The sequence below is a fragment of the Micromonospora sp. ATCC 39149 genome (assembly GCF_000158815.1).
GTDB lineage: Bacteria > Actinomycetota > Actinomycetes > Mycobacteriales > Micromonosporaceae > Micromonospora.
In genome coordinates this window covers 5,933,060-5,954,733 of sequence record NZ_GG657738.1, presented here as the reverse complement: position 1 = coordinate 5,954,733, position 21,674 = coordinate 5,933,060, and the positions used below count along the sequence as shown (strand labels likewise).

11 protein-coding genes and 1 pseudogene are annotated in these 21,674 nt (G+C 68.2%); 2 read left to right on the top strand and 10 right to left on the bottom strand.

Annotation, left to right across the window (positions count from 1 at the left end; translation table 11 throughout):
• Positions 1–36: 36 nt before the first annotated feature.
• The gene (locus tag MCAG_RS26110) at positions 37–1,701 is read left to right on the top strand and encodes an NAD(P)/FAD-dependent oxidoreductase (protein WP_036375309.1); all 1,665 of its coding nucleotides are present in this window, start codon (positions 37–39) and stop codon (positions 1,699–1,701) included.
• Positions 1,702–1,877: 176 nt separating this feature from the next.
• Here MCAG_RS26110 and MCAG_RS35240 read toward each other — a convergent pair whose 3' ends face one another.
• Complete coding sequence (locus MCAG_RS35240) at positions 1,878–2,117, bottom strand: TrmH family RNA methyltransferase (RefSeq protein ID WP_232290281.1); 240 nt, start codon at positions 2,115–2,117, stop codon at positions 1,878–1,880.
• Positions 2,118–2,210: 93 nt separating this feature from the next.
• On the opposite strand from MCAG_RS35240, the pseudogene MCAG_RS36380 reads away from it, so the two are divergent.
• Positions 2,211–2,464, top strand: a pseudogene (locus tag MCAG_RS36380) (tyrosine-type recombinase/integrase); the annotation flags it as partial.
• 416 nt (positions 2,465–2,880) lie between these two features.
• On the opposite strand, the gene MCAG_RS31350 reads toward MCAG_RS36380, so the two are convergent.
• The 9 genes from MCAG_RS31350 to istA all read right to left on the bottom strand — a co-directional run bounded on the left by MCAG_RS31350 (position 2,881) and on the right by istA (position 21,656).
• Entirely contained in the window at positions 2,881–3,429 is a 549-nt protein-coding gene (locus MCAG_RS31350; RefSeq protein ID WP_083802349.1) for a methyltransferase domain-containing protein, read from the bottom strand.
• A gap of 199 nt (positions 3,430–3,628) precedes the next feature.
• Positions 3,629–3,934, bottom strand: coding sequence for a hypothetical protein (locus MCAG_RS26095; RefSeq protein ID WP_036375305.1), 306 nt, complete (start codon positions 3,932–3,934; stop codon positions 3,629–3,631).
• A 9-nt stretch (positions 3,935–3,943) separates the two neighbouring features.
• The gene (locus tag MCAG_RS26090; RefSeq protein WP_255349022.1) at positions 3,944–9,958 is read right to left on the bottom strand and encodes a LamG-like jellyroll fold domain-containing protein; all 6,015 of its coding nucleotides are present in this window, start codon (positions 9,956–9,958) and stop codon (positions 3,944–3,946) included.
• A gap of 45 nt (positions 9,959–10,003) precedes the next feature.
• Positions 10,004–10,198 carry a hypothetical protein gene (locus tag MCAG_RS26085; RefSeq protein WP_036375298.1) on the bottom strand — a complete coding sequence of 65 codons (195 nt, stop codon included), beginning with the start codon at positions 10,196–10,198 and terminating at the stop codon, positions 10,004–10,006.
• Complete coding sequence (locus tag MCAG_RS26080) at positions 10,195–14,688, bottom strand: LamG-like jellyroll fold domain-containing protein (protein WP_198141629.1); 4,494 nt, start codon at positions 14,686–14,688, stop codon at positions 10,195–10,197. The genes MCAG_RS26085 and MCAG_RS26080 overlap by 4 nt, the downstream gene beginning before the upstream one ends.
• 200 nt (positions 14,689–14,888) lie before the next feature.
• Positions 14,889–15,401, bottom strand: a complete 513-nt coding sequence (locus MCAG_RS31915) for a hypothetical protein (RefSeq protein WP_007075943.1) — start codon at positions 15,399–15,401, stop codon at positions 14,889–14,891.
• An 818-nt stretch (positions 15,402–16,219) separates the two neighbouring features.
• Positions 16,220–18,970: a hypothetical protein gene (locus MCAG_RS32890; protein ID WP_157548227.1), complete on the bottom strand. Its 2,751-nt coding sequence runs from the start codon at positions 18,968–18,970 to the stop codon at positions 16,220–16,222.
• Between the two features lie 671 nt (positions 18,971–19,641).
• A complete protein-coding gene (gene istB / locus MCAG_RS26050) occupies positions 19,642–20,430 on the bottom strand; it encodes an IS21-like element helper ATPase IstB (RefSeq protein ID WP_036372296.1) in 789 nt (262 codons plus the stop codon).
• Positions 20,430–21,656 carry an IS21 family transposase gene (istA, locus tag MCAG_RS26045; RefSeq protein ID WP_007071708.1) on the bottom strand — a complete coding sequence of 409 codons (1,227 nt, stop codon included), beginning with the start codon at positions 21,654–21,656 and terminating at the stop codon, positions 20,430–20,432. The genes istB and istA overlap by 1 nt, the downstream gene beginning before the upstream one ends.
• Positions 21,657–21,674 lie beyond the last annotated feature (18 nt).

Sequence of the window (21,674 nt, the reverse complement as noted above, 5' to 3'; positions counted from 1 at the left end):
TATCGAATGATATGCTGCTCGGTGGAGGTGGTTCACATGAACGACTGGGACGCGATCGTGATCGGCTCCGGCCTCAGCGGGCTCACCTGCGCCGCGTATCTCACCGCTACCGGCAAGCGCACCCTCGTGCTCGAACAGAACCAGGTAGCCGGCGGCTGCAGCCAGGTCTTCCGGCGCAAGGGGAACCGGTACGAGTTCGACGTCGGCATGCACTACATCGGCGAGTGCCACCCGGAAGGGCGGATGACGGCGGCACTGCGCGGCCTCGGACTGGACGGTCGGATCGATTTCCGCCAGCTCGACCCCGACTGCCACTCGACGCTGGTGTTCCCTGATCTCACGTTCCGGGTGCCCAGCGACTGGGACACCTACCTGGCTCGGCTGGTCGAGGCGTTCCCTCACCAGGAGCGTGGCCTACGGCTATGCGTAGGCATCCTGCGACGGATCGGCGCCGAGTTGCGTGCCGCCACGATCCCCGGGCGGACCATCGCAGGCATGCTGCGGATCGTCCGGGCGGCACCGACCCTGGCCACCGTCGGGCTACTGCCGTTGACCTGGCTGTTCGCCGCGTGCCGGCTCAGTCCGCTAGCCAGGGCGGTGATCGTCGGCGAGTCCGGCGACTACGGGGTGCCGCCGTCGCGGACCTCGGTGGCGCTGCACGGCGGTTTCCTTGACCACTACCTCACCGGCGGCGCCTGGTACCCGCGCGGCGGCGGTCAGGTCATTCCGGCTCATCTCATCGACGTCATCCAGACCCACGGCGGCCAGGTGCGCACCAAGGCGCGCGTCACACGCATCCTGACAGACGACGGAACCGTGGTCGGCGTCCAGCTCGACGGGGGCGAGGCGATCCGCGCCCCGATCGTGGTGTCGGGCGCTGACCTCAAGCGCACCTACCTCGACCTTGTCGGCCGCGACCACCTGGCGCCGGCCACCGTCGCCCGGGTGGAGAAGTACCGGATGGCGCTGCCGTTGTTCAGCGTCTATCTCGGACTCGACATCGACCTCGCCGACCAGCTGCCCAACAGCACGTACTGGTGCTACCCACACGCCGATGTGGAACAGGTCTACCGCGACATCTACGACGGCCGGATCCCGGACGAGATGCCGATCTTCCTCACCTCGGCCACCACCAAGGATCCGGGAAACCCGCACGCCGCTCCGTCCGGACACTCCACCCTCGAGGTGATGTGCCTCGCCCCGCAGGGCACGTTCTGGCCCAGCAGCGACGGCTACCGGAAGGATCCGCAGTACGCCGTGCTCAAGGAACGCCTCACCGAGCAGCTGATCGACCGCGCTACCACCGTGATCCCGCACCTACGTCAGCACATCGTCTGGCAGGAGGCGTCCAGCCCGCTCACCCATGAACGGTTCACGCTGTCCACCCTCGGCTCCTGCTACGGCATCGAGATGGCCGCCGACCAGATCGGTCCACGCCGACCCGGCCCGCGCACCGAAATTCGCGGCCTGTGGCTCACCGGCGCCAGCACCATCTGGGGCAGCGGCATCGTCGGCGCCGTCAGCAGCGGCCTGGGCACCGCCGGAGCGATCCTCCGCCGCCCGCTCAGCGCCGAAGTCAAGAACGGTGCCGTGATCGCCGACCCGTCCAAGCTCACCCCGATCAGCCCCGACTGGGATCCGCTAGCCGCGTCCAAGCCCAACTCCCCGCTCCGCCGCCGGTCCCGCGCCGCAGCCAAATAGCAGCCGTCGTCGGCATCCCGGTGGTCGCCGGGCCCGCCCGGCACGCTCATGGGGAGGACGACGTCCGCGCCCCCTTGTGGTGCCCGGCTGCGGCGCCTGCCCGCAGGCGGGCGCTGCGGGTCAGGTAGCGCGGTGGTGGCGGTCAGCCGACCGGGTGGCTGCCTGCGATCAGTGCGCTACCGCCGGGCGGCGGCCCGCTGACGTGCCGATTCGTACAGCATGACAGTCGCGGCGGTCGCCGCGTTCAGGGAGCTGGCCGACCCGAACATGGGGGTCCGGACGAGCTGGTCGCATGCCTCGCGCCAGCCGGAGCTGAGACCGGTGGTCTCATTGCCGATCAACGTCACGGTGGGTTGTGTGAAGTCGTACTCGGCGGCGTCCAGGATGCCGCGCTCATCGGTTCCCATGATGCTCATGCCGATGCCGTCGGCGCGGACGTCAGCGACCAGGATAGAACGGCCTGGTGGGAGGGTACCCGGACCACGGGCAAGGCGAACAGCGAGCCGGTGCAGGCCCGCGCCGACACCGACCTCGCCTGGGTCACCCCGCACACCTTCCGCAAGACCGTGGCCACCCTCATCAAGGAAGACACCGACACCAAGAGCGCCGCAGCAGCTCGGGCACTCCAGCGAGGAGTGTCACCGCCACCTACTACATCGCCAAGCCCATCCAAGCACCGGACGTCTCCGTAGTCCTCGAGCGCCTCGGCGCCGACCGGAACGGACGCCCCACGCCCGGGGCGCACGACGATGACGATGGATGACAAACCTGGTTGCCGCCCCGGGTAATCGGAGGGTTTTCGGGGGGCGGTTCAAAAATCCATAGACGAACGCAAAAGCCCTGACCAGGGTTTCCGCTAGTCAGGGCTTTTCTTGTGTCGGGACGGCCGGATTCGAACCGACGACCCCTTGACCCCCAGTTACATCACAGTTGTATCACGGCGTGACGAATCATGCCGATAAATACGCAGAACCGGACCATTCGATAGTCCACGATACCGTGATGCCCGCCGGTATCGCCATCCATACTCGAGGCTGTGACCAGCGCCGTGACCACCGAAAGTTAAGTGGGGACCCGCCAACGACTCCGGATCGTAGCCCGGCCCGGCATCATGACGCCCGGGCCGAGCCTCAACCTCACCACGGTGCACCCGAGGGACTGCAAACGAGCCGCCCTGCCTCACCCAGCCGAGCCGGCGAGTCGCGATAGCGGCTCAGGCCGCCCAGAAGACAACGCACTGCGCGCTCCGGCCGACCGTCGGATTACGCACCCGGCCCGCGACGAAACGGGCGAACCGCCGGCTAATGTCGACATCCACGTCAGCGACCGCAAGCGCGTCCCAGTCCGGCTCTGCCATCCCGAACAACCCCCGGGCCGAAGCACCCGGCGCACCTCCCGGACCGCCTTCGCCGGGTCCGCCACATGCTGCAGCACACGATCCACCCGCGCCCGACCGACGCTGACGTCCGCTATCGGCAGGTCGTGGATGTCGCCCGAAGACAAACGCACGTTCGACCGGTCAACCAGGCGGTGCCTCGCCTCCTCAAGCATCCGAGGCTCCCGGTCCACCCCGACGACCACCCCGTCCTCACCCACCGCATCGGCAAACCGAGGAAGGTCGGTTCCCGGACCGCACCCGATATCGGCCACCGCATGCCCAGGCCGCACGTCCAGCGACACCACGAACCTCTGCTTGTAGTCCAAGCGCCGCCGTACCGGCAGCCACATCAAGGTAAGCGATTGGATCCAGTCCGGCTGTCGCCGCGAGTCCCACCATCCGCCCACTCATGCACACGAACAAGGACGGCTGGTCGAGGGCCTGTGGAGGTGTTGGGGAGATCCGCGGTCACGACACCGATGGCCCCTCGGCTACTCAACACCCTGACCTGGGACCGCGGCATGGAACTGGGGTCACGCGGAAGGGTGATCAATCGGGCATCGGCCAGTAGCCGGAGTCGCGCGTAGGCACAGGCTTCGGAATCCATTCGGACCGATTGGCATCTCGGCTCCAATTTGGCACTTCGCCGCCGAAGTAGATGAACAAGGCCCAGAAGTATTCATCCTCATGGAGGATGATCTCGTCGTTCGACGAAAGGTCCTGACGATGCCACTGTTCATTGATCCGAGCTACCGCCTCCGCCCGCGTGATCCCAAACTGGTCGACCATCTCACAAGCAATTGCGTTCAGCAACTCAGCAACATCCGGCGACGCAGGCATCTGAAACTCTGACATGGGCATTCCTCACTGCAACGCAGCATCTAGCATTTGGCCAGTATCACCAAAGAATACAACTTGATTTCCGAACCAGCGCGGTTCTCCACCTCGCATAAACCGACCCGGATTACCCAACATCGGACCTTCCACCATATCGAAGGGTGCATCCGTTCCACCGCCACGATAGTAGTTGACGAACTTCCTCAACGCGAGGCTGTCGCCGACGAACTTCATCGAGTTGAGCCCCTCCAGCTTAGTGTTGGCTATGCGAAAATGGAGCACTTCTCCATTGTCGCCATAGCGTTTCGCGGCCCACTCCGCCGCCTGCGCCGAATCGCGGGTGGTGTAGAAACCGTTACCAAAGTCCATGGGCCGTGAGGAGTATCCAGTATCGACACCGTTTGCGCGAATACTCGCGGCAGCATTATTGCTCGTACCGTGATACAGGTCCGTATAGCCGTCACCGCTGCTGTCTCCACAGTTGTGTACCAGCACCGGCGTGTCACCGGTGATCACATAGTACGTGTGGATGTCGGCGACGGTGAGGTCGTGCATCGGCTGGTTGCCGGTGTGGTTGCGTACTGCGGTGACGGTGACCTGGCGGCCGGGTCCGCCGCCGCCCATGCCGGCGCCGGTGCCGTCGCCTTCGAGGCGTTTGTCGTCGTGGACCAGCAGCCGGTGGCCGGGCATGAGTTGACCCGCGTCGACCCAGCGCCGTTCGGTCGCGTCCCAGAACGGGTGGTGCTCGGTGGTCTTCAGGACCGTCCGCTTGCCCGACGACGTGTCGCGTACAGTAACGTCGGTCAGGTTCCGGTCCTGGTTGAGGTGCAGTTGGGTGACGCGTTTGGCCTCGGTCCGGCCGCTGTGCGGTTCGGTTGCCGCCACCTTGTCGCCGATGTTGAGCGCGGAGATGGGGCGGCTGCTGCCGTTGGCGAGCAGAACCCGGGTCGATGGGTCGAAGCTGTGGCAGTTCTCCTGCCGGCGGCCCGAACCCGCCTGCGGCGAGCCGCCGCCCGAGGACCGGTCGGCCGCACGCGCCGACGAACCACCACCGCCACCGCTCCGGTTTCCGCCGCTTTTGGTCGCTGCGGCGCGGGCCGAGGAGCCACCACCGGCCTTCACCGCGCTGCCGCCGGGCATCCGGCTTCCCAGGCTGGGCAGGCGGCTGGCGGCACCGCCGAGCGCCCTGGTGCCGACTGCTCCCCCGAGTCGTCCGAGGCCTGCGGACGCGGCACCGTCGAGACCGCCCTCGATCATCGTGCCGGCGAGGCCGCTCCAGGAGAACTCCTGGTCGCCGCGGGAGACGTCGACCATGTAACCGGTGCCTGAGGCGAGTGCTCCTGCGGCGGCGCCGGCGAGGATGAGGCATCCGACGCCGGTGGCGCACAGGGCACCGACGGCGACGGTGGCGATCAGGCCGGCGGCGGCGGTGGCGGCGAATCGCCAGGGGTCCTTCTTGATGGCCTGTACGGTGGCTTTGGCGCTGTCGATGGTCTTCTTGACGGTTTTCTTGGCTGTTTCCTTGACGCACTTGCCTACGCCCTTGGACATGCAGCTGCGGGTGGCGTGGTAGGCGTCCTTGAGGGCTTGGCTCTTCTTCTTCGCCCAGCGGACGGTGGACTTCTTGACCGTGTGCCAGGCTTTGGTGGCTTTGCTCGTGACCTTCTTGACGCTGGACTTGACGTCTTTCCAGGCGCGGCCGGAGGAGACGTACTTGAAGGTGGAGGCGGTGTAGCTGGCGGCGGCGCGGAACGTGGAGACGGGGTTGGTGACGACTCTCGCGGCGCTGGAGAGGCCCCGCTTGAAGCTGGACCAGCCGAAGTGTCCGGTGGGGTCGATGGTGGTGAGGGGGTTGCCGTCGCCGTACTGGAAGCGGTTGGCGGTGATGGAGTCGGGGACGGGGGTGACGTCGGCGCTGTCGCGGGTGTCGAACTGGCCGGTGGTGGTGTTGTACCAGCGGGCGTGCATGTTGACGCGGCCGGTGAGGGATTCGGTCCACTCCGACTGGTAGCCGAGGTTGCCGACCATGCCGCTGGTGGTTGTCACCTTGCCGAGGGGGTCGTAGGTGGTGGAGCCGGCAATTGTGGTGCCGGTGGCGGTGAACTGGGCGACGACGTCGGTGTGCTGGTCGGTCCAGGTGTAGCGGGATCCGGCGCCGGTGCCGCTGCCCGTGCCGAGGAGTTCTCCGGAGGGGTCGCGGGTGTAGGTGGCGGTGCCGTCGCTGGCGAGGTCGTTGCCGAGCCCGGTGTAGGTGAAGCCGGGTTTGAGCGCCCGGCCCAGGGCGTCGTAGGTGTAGGTGGTGCTGGCGCCGCCGGTGCCCTGCTGGGTGATGACCTGGCCGAAGGCGTCGGTCTCGGTGGCGTAGGCGACGGATCCGTTGGCGGTGCTGCGGAGGGTGCCGCGGGCGGTGTAGGTGTAGGTGGTGCCGTCGTTCTGGGTGCTGAGCTGGTTGCGGGCGTCGTAGGTGAAGGTCCTCGACCCGTTCTGGATGCGGTTGCCGGAGTCGTCGTAGGCGTACGTCGTGTTGGTGGTGCCGTTGTTCCACGAGGTGAGCCGGTCGGCGAGGTCGTAGGTGTAGGTGTTGCTCGCGGATCCGGCGAGTCCGGTGGTGGTCTTCGAGGTTTCGTTGCCGTTGTTGTCGTAGCCGTAGGTGATGAAGCCGAGGGTGACGGTGCCGGCGGAGTTCTTGAGGGTGTCGGTCTTGAGTCGGTGCAGCGGGTCGTAGGTGAGGGTGCGGACGTTGTTGTTGGTGCCGTAGGTGATCGTCGCCGGTTGGGAGGTCGTGTTGTAGGTGACGGCGACGTTGATGCCGGTGGTGGGGTTGGCGGTGGTCTTGAGCCGGCCGGCGATGTCGTAGGTGTAGTTGGTGGTGCCGGCGGCGTCCGTGCGGGCGGCCATTCTGCCGTCGCGGTTGTACGAGAAGGAGTTGCTGCCGGTGGGGCCGGTGATGGTCAGCGGGAGGCCCCGGTCGTCGTATCCGATGGTGTTCGTGCCGGAGGGGACGGACAGTGAGGTCAGCCGGCCGGCGTCGTCGTAGTCGAAGACGCGGTCGGCGGTGGTGGCTTCGGCGCCGCTGCCCGTGACTCGCTTCAGCTGGCCGAGGTCGTCGTAGGTGTTGGTGACGGTGACGCCGCCGGGTGAGTCCTGGCGGACGGGGCGACCGAGGGCGTCGTAGGCGATGGTGAAGGTGCGGTCGGCGACGTTGGGGTAGGCCGGGGTGGCCGGTTCGATCCGCGACTCGGGCAGGCCCCACGAGTTGTAGGTGGTCCAGAAGGCGTTGCCGCGGCCGTCGGTGAACCGGGTCTGGTTGCCGGCGAGGTCGTAGCCGAAGGAGGTGCCGATGGCGGTCGTGTTGGTGACCGGCTGGGTTTCGCTGGTGAGGTTGCCCCGGGCGTCGTAGCCGAAGTTGGTGGTGGTGCCGCGGGCGTCCTTGACCCAGGTGAGGTTGCCGTTGTCGTCGTAGCCCATCTTCTCGGTGGTCTGCACGACGTTGCTGGCGTCGAGGTTCTGCACCATGGTGGGGCGACCGATGCCGTCGTAGGCGACGGTGGTCCTGGTCGAGTCCGGCAGGATCGTCCTGACCGGGCGGCCAAGACCGTCGTAGTCGGTGGTGGTCACGTTGTTGGCGCCGTCGGTGACGGTGAGGGGTTCGCCAACCCAGTTGTAGGTGGTGGAGGTGGTGACGCCCTCCGGGGTGGTGACCTTGCGCAGCCAGGGTCCGGCGGCGGGAGTGTTGCCGTACGCGCCGGTGCCGTAGTCGTAGGTGGTGGTGTTGGTGATCGGGGTGGGCTGGCGGACGACCTGGCTGCGGGTGAGGACGCGGCCGAGGTAGTCGTACGTGGCGGTGGTCTTGGCGCCGGTGGGGTCGACGGTTTCGATGAGGTCGCCGACCTTGTCGTACGCGGCGGTGGTGACCTTGCCGGCCGGGTTGGTGACCTGCACGGTGTTGCCGAGCGCGTCGTACTCGAAGGTGGTGGTCTTGCCGCGCGCGTCGGTGGTGGACTCGACCTGGCCGAGCCCGTCGTAGGCGGTGCTGGTCTCGGCGGCGGGGATCGGGGTGCCGCCGGGTGGTGTGTAGGCGGGCCGGATCGTCTTGATCGGTCGGCCGGCGGCGTCATAGCGGGTGGTGAGGACGTTGGTCAGCGGGTCCTGGGTCTCGGTCGGCTCGCCGAAGGTGTTGTAGCCGGTGCGAAACACGGGCACCGCCGGCACGGGCGCGCCGCCGCCGAACGTCTCGGTGGACACCGGCGGGGCGACGACCTTGGCCAGGTTGCCGGGGGCGTCGTACTCGTAGGTGGTGACGTTGCCCATCGGGTCGGTCACGGCGGTGATCAGACCGCGTTTGTCGACGGTGTAGCTGGTGGTCAGTTTCTTCGGAGTCACCGTCGTGGTGGCCTTGCGGCCGTTGCCGGCGCCGTAGAGGGTGCCGACCTCGTCGGCGCTGAGCTCCTCCTGGAAGATCTGCACGTTGTCGATGGCGCCGTTGACCAGTTGCGCCTCGTTGGGGCCGATGAGGATGCCGCCGACGGCCAGTGGGGTAAGGGCGTTCCAGGGGGTGGGTTGGGTGGTGCTGCCCGACAGCGAGCCGTTGACGAACAGGCTCATCTCCTTGGTGCCGGCGTCGAACACGGCGACCAGGTGGGCCCAGGTGTTCACGGCAGGCGCGGCGCTGGACCGGGCGGCGCTCCAGGTCGTGGAGGTGGTGTCCGTCCGGGCTGCGGCGAACTCCCACCGGTTGTAGGACTTGCTGTACTTGAGGAAGAAGGCCCCGTTGTTGTTGCCACCCTCGCCGACGACCGTCTGGTCCTGGTTGAGGTCGCTGAGCTTGACCCAGGCGGACACCGAGTACGACTGGGTGGTGTTCAGCGCCGGCTGCGCGGTCTGCAGGACGTTGGTGCGGGTGAACAGCGCGGCTCCGTCGGAGCGGCCGACGGTGCCGTTGTACGAGTAGAGGGTGCGCTGCGACGGCGAGGAGTCGTACGCCTCGTAGCCCGCCGCCTCCTCCATCCGCCACCAGCCGGTGGGTAGGGCGGCGCTCTTGACGCTGACGCTCTCGGAGGTCACCCGGCCCATCGGGTCGTAGGTGTTCTCGACGGTCTGCAGGGGCGTCTGGAGCTGCCCGGCGAGGCTCTGGGTGCTGGTGACGTGGTCGTCGGCGTCGTAGGAGTACTTCGTGACGCGTTCGAGGTCGCCCGGCTGCTCGGTGGAGGAGACGAGCCGGCCGGCGGCGTCGTAGCTGTAGGTGGTCCAGTTGGCGCCGTTGTCGGCGCGCTGGGTGATGACGTTGCCGATGGCGTCGTAGCTGCTCTGTTCGCGGACGAACCGCTTGACGCCGTCGGTGCGGGTGACCTTAGTGACGTTGTCGTTGAAGTCGTACTCGTACTCCGTCACCCAGTTCATCGCGTCGGTGTCGGAGGCGAGGTTGCCGTTGGCGAAGTAGGCCTTCGATGACACGCGGGTGTTGGTGCCGTCGGCGCCGGTGATCGTGGTGGTCAGCTGCTGTCCGGCCGAGTCGTAGGTTTCCGTCTTGGCGCGTAGGACGTCGCCGGCCGGGCAGGGGCTTGCCGGGGGTGGGCTGACGGCGCACGCCACTGTTTCGGTGGTGTTGCCGTAGTCGTCGTACTCGAAGAGGGTGACCGCGCCGACGGCGTCGACGGTCTTGACCAGTTGGCCGTGGGTGTTGTAGTCGCTGGTGGAGTCGTGGGGCGCGTCCCCGCCGGTGGTGTCCTCGACCTTGCGGTAGGTGACGTTGCCGTCGGCGTCGTAGGTGGTCGTGGTTTTCGCGGTGTGGGTCGCGCCGGTCACCTGGTTGAGCACCGGCGGGTCGAGTTGCTCGACGACCTGCCCGGCCGCGTCGTAGGTGTAGGTGGTGGTCAGGTCACCGGAGGGTGCCTCGGCCTTGACGGTTTTGGTGCGGGTGCGTCCGATCCCGTCGTAGGTGAACTCGGTGACCAGTCCGGCGGGGTCGGTGATGCGGACGGCGTCGCCGGCGGAGTCGTACTCCGTCTGCTGGGTGGCGCCCTTGGCCGACACGGTGGTCAGTGGAAGGCCGGGTGGGAAAAGAGCCGCCCCCGACCGCGGGTGTAGTCACGAAAAAAGTACGTCATCGTCGTGGTCCGCCCGGACGCGTAGCCCGGGACGGGTGGGGAGGTGACGCTGACCCGGATAAAAAGCGGTGTCGTAGCCAAGTTTGGTGAGGTGGGTGTTGTCGGTGGCGCTCTGCGAGCGGGCGTCGCGCACCTCGATGAGCTGGTCGTTGCGTGGGTCCGGGGTGAGGTTCACGGTGGTGGAGTCGGGCCAGTACTTGTAGTACGTGCTGTCGCACGTCGTCTGGTCGCGGCAGACGGTGGAGCGGATGGTGTTGCCCCGCACGTCGCGGCCGGAGGCCGTCTTCCTTCCAGGGGGTCGAACTCCACGGACTCGAAGCCGCCGACGTCGTAGCCGTAGGAGGTGGTCCGGCCGAGCGCGTCGGTGGCGGCGATGAGGCGGTTGCCGTTGACGATGTCGTAGACGTCGGTGGACGTCTTGTTCGCCGGGTCGGTGGTGGTGACGGTGGCGACGGGGGTCAGGGTCGCCGTGGGGCCGGTCTGCGCGGCGCTCTTCGCGGCCCGGTAGTGGGCGTCGACCTCCGCCGGCGGGAGTTCCCGGTCGTAGTAGGCGAACTCGGCGATGTTGCCCTTGAAGTAGCTGACGTCCCCCGACGAGCTGGGCCAGCCCCGGGTGGTGCCGGCGCCGACGTACGAGACGGTGGCGTTGGTGGCGACCATGGCGCCGAGGAAGCCGACGATCTTGTTGTCGAGGTAGAGGGTTTGCCGGGTCGTCGACGCGGACAGCACGACGTGGTGCCACTTGCCGTCGTTGACCTTAGTGGTGGAGGTGATGGGCGCGTTCCAGGTGCCGTTGTAGAACTCGCCGCGCAGCAGGCCGTCGGCGCCGACGTACAGCGCCGGCGTCCAGTTCGTGGTGGTGGGGGCGTTGTTCAGCTCGTTGCGCTGGTAGGAGTAGAGAACGCCGCTGGCGGCGTGGTTGGTCGGCGTCTTGAACCACATCTCGACGGTGGTGTCGTCGACGACCGGGAAGTCGATGCCAGGGATGGTCTGGTTTGCGGGGTTGTACGGCTTCACGTACGACGAAGTGCCGTTGAAGATCGCGCCGTAGGTGTCGGAGAACGGGCTCGTGTCCGACTGGTTGGTGTCGAAGGTGACCGCGTTGTAATGGGCCTCGTGGCTGTGCACGACGTTGACAGCGTCGGCCGGCGCCTCGACGTCCCCCAGCCGCCAGTAGTCCGTGGGCTGCGAACCCAGCACCGACGACACGTACACCAGGCTGGAGCCAGACGCGGCCGGCGCGCCGACCTTCCACACGCCGCCGTTCTCGTCGGTGATCTGGGCGACCCGGCCGGTGACGCTGTGGTAGACGACCTGGGCCTGGACCCGCCCGGCGGCGCTGGTCACCAGGGACAGCTGCGGGGTGCCAGCGCGACCCGACTCGTACGCCGCAGCGACGTCCGTGCCCGACAGGCCCCGATTGTGGTAGGCGACGTCGGTGATCGACCCGGTGAAGAAGGTGGCGGTCGGCGTGCTGTGCGGCTGGTTGGGCCAGGCGCCGCCGAGGTATCCGGCGCCCAGGTAGGCGTTGCCGGCGTCGAGGCTGTGCAGGTTGATCGCGCCGGTCAGGCTGCCGATCTGCGTGCCGTCGAGGAACAGTTGCTGGCTGCCGCCGTTGCCGGCGAGGACCACGTGGTGCCACTGTCCGTCGGTGACCGGGCCGGGCGAGGACATCGCGCCCGCCGGGTTCGCGGTGCCCAGCTCGCCGTGGAGCCTGCCGTCGGAGCCGACGTAGAGGGCGGGGACGTAGGCCGCGGTCGTGGTGGCGCCGGGCGTGACCTGGTCCTTCTGGTAGCTGAACAGGACCCCGTTGGGGGTGCTGGTCCTGAACCACAGGCCGATCGACTGGTACGCGCTTTCGGCGACGGCCTTCGCGGGCAGGGCGACGCGCGACGTGATCCCGTTGAACGTCGCGGACGTCGACGTCGAGTCCGGCAGCGCCGCAGCGCCGCCGAGGGTGACGTCGGTGTAGGTGCCGGTATCGGCGCCGTCCTTGGAGATCACGGAGCTGGGTGCGGCGGTGGCGTTCGGGGCGTCGTTGAGCCGCCAGAACGCGTACGGGTCGCTGTTGAGGACGGTGTTGACGTGCTGCGACACCGACGTGTAGCCGTAGGTGTCGCACTGGGTGCCGGCGTCGGGTTCGCAGACCGACGTCAGCAGGTCGCCGTCGTAGCCGTAGGTCCAGGTCTGGACGCTTCCCGGGTCGGCCGGCACGACCGGGTCGGTGCTGACAGTGGCGACGTGCGCAACCGTGGCGGTCGGCGGCGTCGACCAGGTGAACGACAGACTCCGATTGGACGCCGCCGACGTCATCTTCTCCAGCCGGCCGCCGGTGCCGTACTGGAAGGTCAACGCGCGGCCGGAGGCGTCCGCGATCTTCGTGATCCGGTGCACGCCGGTCCCGGCGGCCTGGGTGAACTCGTAGGACGTGGCGTCCTTGTCCGTCAGGGAGTATCCGCCGGTGATCGGCTTGAACACCGAGTAGCGACCCAGCGGCGCGACCCAGGTGCCGCTGTTGTTGCGGCCGAACGCCACCTCCTGCCCGTCGGGGTAGCGCACCGTCACGGTCTGCAGAGTGTTCGAGGCGTCGCGGGTCTCGGTGGCGCGCATGTCGAGGATCGACGACCAGCCTCGGCCGAAGGCGTTGTCGGTCCTGGTGTCGAGGCTGTTGTAGTCACGGTTGACGGCCAGCGCCGGTCCGACGGCGGTGACCTGCGCGTCGGTGTCGGAGGTCGTGTAGTTGCCGATGTTGCCGTCGTAGCCCCTGCCGCCGTTCTGGGCGAGCGCGGAAGTGACCGGCGGTTGCCGTACCTGGGGGGTGAACGCGTACATCGGTGTGGTGGCGCCGGTGGAGGAGTTGTCGCTGACCCGGACCGCGTACAGGTAGGTTTTCTTCCACTCCAGCACCCCGGCGGGGACCTTCCACACGCCGCCGGCCACCCAGCCGGAGTTGGCGATTTGCGTTGCCTGGTCGTTGTAGACAAGGAAGTTGAACCACAGGCCCTTCGCCGGCCAGTTGTCCGAGTCGTGGCCCTGGGCGATCAGTTCCGGGGTGAGGGTGTCGACGGTGCCGTTGTTCGACGGGTACCGCAGGTCGACCTGCGGGGCGACGTTGTCGGTGTAGGTGACGTCGATGAAGGGACCACAGTCGATCAACCCGTAGACGCTGTTGTTGCAGTCCAGGTCGGCGTTGGCCGACGTGAACCGCTTCCACGCCACGGTGTCGGTCTCCGAGGCCGTCAGGGCGAGCCCGTAGTTGTTCGCACCGCTCACCCATTCGTTGACCTCGGCGACGTTCAACGGCACGGACACCCAGGTGCCGACCGTACGGACCGCGTTGACGTTGCCGCACGCGGCAGCGCTGCTCGGCGACGCGTTACCGATCGAGCTCGTGTAGGACGGGAAGCTGTTGTAGGTGACCGACGCCGCCGACCAGCTCTGCGTCACCCGGTGCACGTCGAACCGGCGGGCGGCGCACTCGCCGCCGAGTCCCTGGTAGCTCATGAACAGGTTCAGGTCGGCCGCAGTGAGCCGCTTGCCCTCGTAGGTGGCGCTCAAGGCGGCAAAGGGCAGCAGCGCTTTGGCGCTGCCGCTGCCGAAGGAACCGACCGCGACGTTGTCCGCGGTGAACCGCGCGGTGGTGCTGTCCGACTGCACGTACGTGTCGTCGGTGTTCGTGGCGATGGTGCCGGTGGTCGGGTCCAGTTCCACCGGGAACTTCCGTGCCGGGTCCCGCAGCCAGGCGCCGTCGATCGACACCTTCAGGGCCTGCCCGTCGCCGTGCTCGACGATGGCGTAGCGGATGTCGTGGGAGGTCGCCTTCGCCCCGGTCCGGTCCACCGCCGAGTCCTGCATCCACCCGATCGGCATGACGGCCACCGCCTTGCCGCCACTATCGACGAAGCGCACCTCACCGTCGTCGTCGACGCGCGCCGTCAGGCCGGTCAGGCGCAGCGGGTACAGGTACTCGGTCGCCACGTCCGCCGAGTGGAAGACGAGACTCTCCTTGACCGCGTTGCCGCTAACGCGAAGAGTCAGGTCGACGTTGGGGAACACGCCCGGATACGTGGCGACACCCCGCTCCACGGAAGCCGTGCTGGGCGCGGCTCCCGCCAGGTCGTAGCCGAGGCTCTGCCCACCGGGAAGGCCCATCCGCACCAGCGGGGTCCCCGGATCGGTGCTTCCGGCAAGGGACACGTCGATCGGGACGGCCCTGGCCCGCAGGCGCCCGCCGTCGGAGGTGAGACTGTTGTCGATCCGCTGCCAGCGTCCCTGCCGGTCCTTGAAGTTCACCGGGCTCTGCCGCACGCGACGGGTGTAGGAGCCGTCCGGGTTCTGGAATACATCGGAGGTGCTGGTGGACGCTTCCGGGACGTGCCTGCTAACCGCGGGGTCGAACCCGTCGGCGGATCGGGTGGTCCGCTTGCCCGTGGCGGGCTTGCGCGACGTGTGCAGCGCCAACTCTCCCGGGGCGGGCCGCACGGAGCTGCGGTCCTGCACCGTCGGCGAGTCGACGTAGTGCCCCCGCTGGGGTGACCGGCCCATCTGCTGTTTCGGGGTCGCCGGGTCGGCCCACGAGAACCTGAGCGCCAACAGGTCAGACAGCCAGGACAGCGGAAAGCCGCTGTTGCCCTGGTGATGCAGCGGCGCCTTCGGGGCAGCCACCGTCATCAGCATCGTCAGAACGAGGACGACGGCCAAGCGGCCGGTGGCCCGGCGTCGACGGCGGCCGGGGCGACCACGTACCGCTAGCTGCGCATGCTGCCGCCGACCGCCCATGGCAGCCCTCCCCCGTTGACCAGATCACACCGAGAGCAAAGCTTCCTGGACGCTCCGTAATAACACAAGCATGGATGTATGCAAGATTATCTGGTAGAAGTTGCGGCCCAGACCTCGCCGACCGCCGCCTCGACCCCCGTGCGGATGCCGTCACTCGTGGCAGCGGACACAACCCGGGCACCCTCCACCTCGGACCCCACCGTCACATAGCGAGGCTTCGGGAACCGCCCCCTCCCCTGCTCCACCGTCGCCACCGGCGCCTCACCCACCGCCACCACAACCCCACACCCCTCCAAGGCCAGGGTGTTGAAGTACGCCAGCGCGTTCGCCGGCGTCTGCGGCCCCTCGACGGCGAGGTACTGCACCTTGATCGAATGGGCGGCGGAGGCGGATTGCATGCCAGCCCAGGCCGCCTTCGCCTGCTCACCCGCGAGACCCTTGTCGTCGGTCAGCAGACACGCGGTGAATGCCTCGTACCTCCGCTCGCGAGGCTCCGGAACCGGTCGATCCCGCGCAACGAGCACCCAGACCCCGACGATGGTCAGCCCCACCACGGCAAGCAACGAGGCCAGAACGACCCGCCGATGCAACCAACTCATCCGACCTCATCACCGTCAGGGACACGGACGCAACAGCTTGAATCCGAGTGAGCGTAGTAGACGCTGCAGGCGCGATCCTGCCCTCAGCGGCGGGAGAGCGACGTCCTGCGGGGCTGCCCCAGCAAATGGGTCATCGCGGGCGTGGAGAGGCCTGTCTGCTTTCCGTCACTTCGAGGGCCGTACCTGGGCCAGTCTTCTTCCATAGCACGGTGGATCTCATCGCCCCTCCGATGATCGCGTGCGAGCGCCGGAAACCGCGATGCTCGGTCCGGCCTGGACAGCCAGCCGGGAACCTCTGAGGACACTGGTCGTCGGCCCCTCGCCGTCGAAACGGTGATCGGAACAATGCTGCCGCGCTGATCCCCGGCGTCATCACCACCACTCCCCATGCCCACTACCTGGCTCTGCACGCCCGTCTCGCGGTCGAGGCCCAGCGCCGTGGCTGGACCGACAAGGCTGACCTGAGACGGTTCCACGCACTGATGCGCCGCGCCGATGTCGTGCTGGGCGTGGTGCCTGCGGCGCGCGGCGACGCGGACGACGGCCACCGGCTCCAGACAGGTTTTTTCTGGACACCAGGAGTAGACGCAAATCGGCCGGAACCACACTGGCAGCACGCCATCCCGTTCTGATGTTCCTCACGCCCCGTCTCACTGGACGACAGAGCGACCGGATGAGGCGCGGCTGCTCGTCCACAAGTCGGGACCCGCAGAGCGCCGCGTTGACCTAGGCTACGCGAAGCTCTGGGAAAGGCCTGCGTCCGCGCGAACGTCGCGAGGACATCAGCGTGCTGGGCGGCGGCCGTAGCAATGGCGTGGTCAGCGATGTCGTCGGGCCTGGCCGAGCAGTCCGAGGTCGGTGCGGTACCAGGATTCGCCGATGATGACGTGGAGTTCTGGGCCGCGACAGAAGATGCGGGCGCGGCGTATCTCCATGCCGTCGGGCAGGACGAGCCGGGCCTGCTCACCGGCAACGGCCACCGATGCGGCCTCGATCTGGAACGGGGTCACCAGGTCGTACTCAGGTCCGTAGCCCGAGATGAACGCACCGATGCTGCCGTCGGTCAGCAGGGCGTGGGCGCCGCGGTAGGGGGCTCGGCCGTGGTCGGTCGGCGTGTCGCCAGCGACGGAGACGAGGTGGAACGGGGTGTAGGCGCAGGTCCATGCTGTCTCCTCGGCCAGGTTGAGGGCGTAGCAGTCGAAGATCTCTGGCATTGCAGGGCGCTGCGGGTAGAGCCAGTCGGGTTCGAGGTCCGTGGTGAAGCGGGCGAGGCCGTGTGTTTGGGGGCCGCTGCCGGCCATGGCCTCGTCGAAGTAGCCGGCCCAGATAGCGCCGGCGGGGGTGGTCAGCACGTGCTCGATCGCGTCGCCGAGGTCACCGTGGTGTTCGCGATGCCCGTCGCAGGTCCAGATTTCGGCGTTGGCGCTCCCCTGGTTTCGTCCCCGGACGAGCAGGATGCGGTCGCCGGGTAGGGGCTGCACGAAACTGGGTCGGATGCACCCGTCGAGTTGCACGGACCGGACCGGCTGTCGGCTGCCGTCATGGATGGTGACCAGACGCCGTCCGGGTTGCTCTCGACTGGCCCAGACGGCGAAGGCGCGATGGTCCGGGCCCACACCCACCGTCTCAGGTATCCGCTCCCACTGTGGGTCGGTTCGGTGTGGGGTCAGGTAGCCGGCATGACGCAGCGGTACGACGGGAAGCCGGAGGACTTCCAGCCGGCGGCGCAAGCTTTCCTGTTCACGCTCACGTCTGGTCTTGGGCACAGCGATGGTTCCTCCTGATCGTTGCACGGGTCGGTTGGTCTTGACGGCCCTGCGGCTCCTGCGGGGGCCGGTCAGATGGGGGCGGCGGTGATCTGGGCGCGGGCGGCCAGGGCCTGCTGCAGCAGGTGATCGTCGGCGCGCATCTCGGCGTCGGCGTCGCCCAGGTACACCGCAACGCGGTGCCGGGAGGTGATCAGACGATCGAGCACGGGGATCACCGGCCGGGCATGTGGGCCCATCGCGGCGAGGGCCTTCATGACCGGTGGCGCGAACGCGTCGTCGTCGAAGTACGGGGGAAGCGTGCTCAGAAGCGTTGAAGCGGCTGGCGGGCCGTGGTGACGCCCATCCTTCCCGCTGGGTGAACAGGTGGTTCAGCTGCCGGACCTGCCGATCCGTGAGGCCACCGTGCTGGGCCAGCCAGTCGAACAGGTCCGGGGCGATGCGACAACGGCGGGGCCGTTCCGGGCGGGCGCCAAGGTAGTCGTCCGCGATGCGCCGGTCCCCCGTGATCGTGAGCAACGCGCGCACGGCGATATCCGCCGCCGCATCGTTCGAGACGGCGAACCGGCGCAGAAGCGGCACCGCCGGCGCGGCCGCCGCACCGATCGCTGCGAGCGCACCCACCACCGGCCGGGCCTCGGGCAGGACACCGCGCTGCATCGCGTCGGCGAGCCGGGCAGCCAGATCGGGCACCGCGTCCGCCGCATGCGGGCCAAGCGCCGACAGCAGACGCACCGCCACGCGCGTGGGACACCTGTGCCGGTGCGGTCCCTCGCGGCAGGACCCCGGATGGCCGGCCAGCACCTGCCGCGCAGCCCGGACCAGGCCCGTCGGATCGGGTGACGCCGACGCCACCATGGCGAGCGCGTCACCGAGCCGAGAAGGCGGATCGTCGTCGCCCAGCAGACGCAACAACTCCGGAACCGCGCGAGTATCCCCGACACAGCCCAGAGCCACCGCGACCTCCGCCGACACGGCCGGCTCGACCAGCATCCGCGTGAGCTGTTCAGCGACCAGACGCGTGGCGGTCAGCGAAGCGCACACCACGCCGACAGCTGCGATCCGCACCGCCGAGGCCCGTTCCGGGAACACGGCCGACAGCACCGGTGCCAGCCGGACCGGGGCAGCCCGCCACGCCCGCATCGCCTCCGCCGCGATCGCCAGGCCCGCTTGACGAACGCACTCTTCCTCACCCGCGCGAACCAACTGCGCCACCGCGGCGTAAGCGTCCTGCTCCCGATCCCTGCGCCGCAGGACGATCGCCCACCGCTCGCCAGCACTCCACGAGATCCGTCCGCCCTCCCCGCCGAGTGCCTCGGCGGCCGGCACCAGGTCCCCGCGAACCGCGGTGTCCAGCCTCGGCCAATCGGGCGGGGCGGCAGTCAGCAAGCCAGCGCAGGCACCGAGGAAACGCACCGCCGGATTGTCGTCACGCCACATCCGCTCGACCAGGCCGACCCACCGGTCACCACGGTCGCCCCGCTGCAGCATCCGAAGCCACAACGCCTCCGCCAACGCCGTTCGCGTGACCGGATCAGACGCCCCGAACAGCAGCAGAGTCCCCTCGTCCGCGCCGGCCGCCGCCACGAACAACCAGGCCGCCGCACGCCGTACCCGCTCATCGGGGTCGCCGAGGGCAACCGCTGCGGCGTCAGCGGCTGCCGGCCACAGACCCGCCTGCGGACACAGATCGGCAAGGACCGCCGGGACCGCCGGTCGGACATCGGAAGAACTACTGGCAACGCGAGCCAGCAGGTGCCGGACGACCACGCCGTCGCGTTCGAGCTCGGCGGCTTCGAACACCCTCGACCGAGCAGGACCGTACCTGCCGACGTCACCTGCACGGAGAGCATCGTCCAACCACGCCAGATCCGCCGATCCACCCATCGGCACCGGCGCGTTCATCGAATGGGGCGGAGGCCGCCCTTCACATCAGACACGACCCAGATCATGGAGCACCGCAGCAGGACACGCAACCGACTACCACCAGCTCCGGCCCGGATCGTCCAGAGTGCGGCCGGACTACCTGTCCGGCTTGACCGCGGAGAGCACCAGGATCGGATGACCTCCCAGCACCGGCGCTATTGCACCACCGAGCTCGTCGCCACTCACGAAGCGATCGTGGCCAAGTACTTCGACGTGGGCGACTCGCGCCGCCACGATTGGCGGCAGCCCTTGCAGGCCACCACCTTGTTGGCCACGCTCCCCGATGCAAGCCACGGGTTCGACACGACCGTAGTCGGCGAATACGGACACGCGTTCGCCGCCGACCAACTGCAGTGCCCGGAACCCCTGCCACCTCGGCGGCAGGCCACCCTACGGCTACAGACTCGCCGACGCGGGCCCACGCCCAAACCCGGCGCACGTCGGATGGGGTCGTCAGCTCCAACTTGCTCCCGGGTGTCGTCGGCGCGTGAAATCGGACCCTGCTGCGACGTCTGAAATCGGACCCCTTTGCCTGGGTATGACCTTACTCAGTCGTTGGTCTTGGTAGCCGCAGGAACGCGGCCGAGGTCGCGGTCTTTGAGTCGGTAGCTGTCGCCCTTCATCGAGATGACTTCGGCGTGGTGGACGAGGCGGTCGATCATGGCTGCGGCGACGACGTCGTCGCCGAACACTTCGCCCCACCGGCCGAAGGGCTTGTTGGACGTGACTATCAGCGAGGCTCGTTCGTAGCGGTTGGACACGAGTTGGAAGAACAGGTTCGCGGCTTCGGCTTCGAAGGGGATGTAGCCGACCTCGTCGACGATCAGCAGCGGGATCCGGCCGAGCTTGACCAGCTCGTCCTGGAGACGGCCGGCGTGGTGGGCATCGGCGAGGCGGGACACCCACTGGGCGGCGGTGGCGAACGCGACCCGGTGTCCGGCCTGGCAGGCCCGGATCCCCAGGCCGATGGACAGGTGGGTCTTGCCCGTGCCAGGCGGGCCGAGGAACACCACGTTCTCCTTCGACGCCACGAAGTCGAGGGTGCCGAGGTGGGCGATCGTCTCCCGCTTCAACGACCGTTGGTGGTCGAAGTCGAACTCCTCCAGGCTCTTGCGGGCCGGGAACCTCGCCGCCCGGATGCGGCCCTCACCGCCATGAGCCTCACGGGCAGCGACCTCGCGTTGCAGGCAGGCGGCGAGGAACTCCTCATGCGTCCACGACTCCGCCCGGGCCCGCTCCGCCAGCCTCTCGACCGACGCCGCGAGGGACGGCGCCTTCAGGGCACGGGTGAGGAACGCGATCTCCGAGACGACGTTGCGGCTGGTCTTGGCGGCCATCACGCAGCCACCTCATCCAGGCCGAACAGGCGGTCGTAGTCACTCAACGGCCGCCGTTCGACCTGGCCGTCGACGGCGGCCGCCGGCTTGTGTTGCGCGGCGATACGCAAATCCGCGGCGGCCCGGCGGTGGACGGGATCGGTGATGCTCTGATGCTTGGCCCAGCAACGATCGTGCCGGGCCACCGCCCGACCATCACAGAACACCTCCACCCGATCGACATCGGCGGTGACCTCGACGCGGCGGCCGACCACCGACGGGTGCACCGAATAGTCGTTGCCGTCCAAGCGCACGTAATGATCACGAGGAAGGCGGGTGGTCTGCCGCCAGCCGACCACCGGCGCGACCGGTGGCAACGGCAACATCACCTGCCGGTCGGCGTCCCACCGCTGCACCGGCCGGCAGCCCAGCGTCCGGTGCTGGCGGTTGTTCGCCCGCACCAACCACTCAGTGAGTTGGGCGTTGAAGTCGGCCGGCGAGGAGAAGCGGCGTCCGGGCAGAAACGAGGTCTCCAGATAGCCGTTGGCCCGCTCCACCAGGCCCTTGGACTCCGGGTCCGCCGGCCGGCACTGGATCACCTTGATGCCGAGGGTGCCGCGGAAGGCGTTCATCGCCTCCGTCAGCTGCGGCCTGCCGGCCCGCCACTGACCGATGGCGGACTCGTTGTCCCACACCAACGCCTTGGGCACCCGTCCCCAGCCGGAGATCAACGTCCAGTGTCCGACCAGCAGGTCCGGTGACTGCCGCGACGGGATCATCACCGCCGACAGCCACCGCGAATAGCCGGACACCATCACCAACACCGGCGGCCGACCCACCTGCCCGAACCCCAACGGCACATCCGCCGGCGGGAACCACAGATCACACTGCGCCAACTCGCCCGGCAGATACTCCGTGCGCTGCGCCGGGTCCGGCGCCATGAACAACGGCCGCAACAGGCGCACCCGCTCCTTGAGCACGGTCAACGACCGCGTCCAACCGATCCTCTCCGCGATCACCGTGGCCGGCATCGACGGCCACTCCCGCAGCAACGCCCGGATCTGCGGCTCCACCGCGTCCACGATCGAACCCTTCGCCGGCCGCTGGTACTTCGGCGGCCCCTGCGCGGCCAACGCCCGCCGCACCGTGTTACGACCCACCCCAAGCGTGCGGGCGATCACCTTGATCGGCATCCCCTCAGCCCGATGAAGACGACGGATCTCCGCCCAGTTCTCCATGCTCAACACCCCTCCGATCCTCGAAGA

What these genes read in the sequence shown, in the direction of transcription:
- MCAG_RS26095 (WP_036375305.1), bottom strand. Translation starts at nt 3,934, where the DNA reads ATGTCAGAGTTTCAGATGCCTGCGTCGCCGGATGTTGCTGAGTTGCTG.
- istB (WP_036372296.1), bottom strand. Translation starts at nt 20,430, where the DNA reads ATGGCCGCCAAGACCAGCCGCAACGTCGTCTCGGAGATCGCGTTCCTC.
- MCAG_RS31915 (WP_007075943.1), bottom strand. Translation starts at nt 15,401, where the DNA reads ATGAGTTGGTTGCATCGGCGGGTCGTTCTGGCCTCGTTGCTTGCCGTG.
- MCAG_RS26110 (WP_036375309.1), top strand. Translation starts at nt 37, where the DNA reads ATGAACGACTGGGACGCGATCGTGATCGGCTCCGGCCTCAGCGGGCTC.
- MCAG_RS35240 (WP_232290281.1), bottom strand. Translation starts at nt 2,117, where the DNA reads ATGAGCATCATGGGAACCGATGAGCGCGGCATCCTGGACGCCGCCGAG.
- MCAG_RS31350 (WP_083802349.1), bottom strand. Translation starts at nt 3,429, where the DNA reads ATGTGGCTGCCGGTACGGCGGCGCTTGGACTACAAGCAGAGGTTCGTG.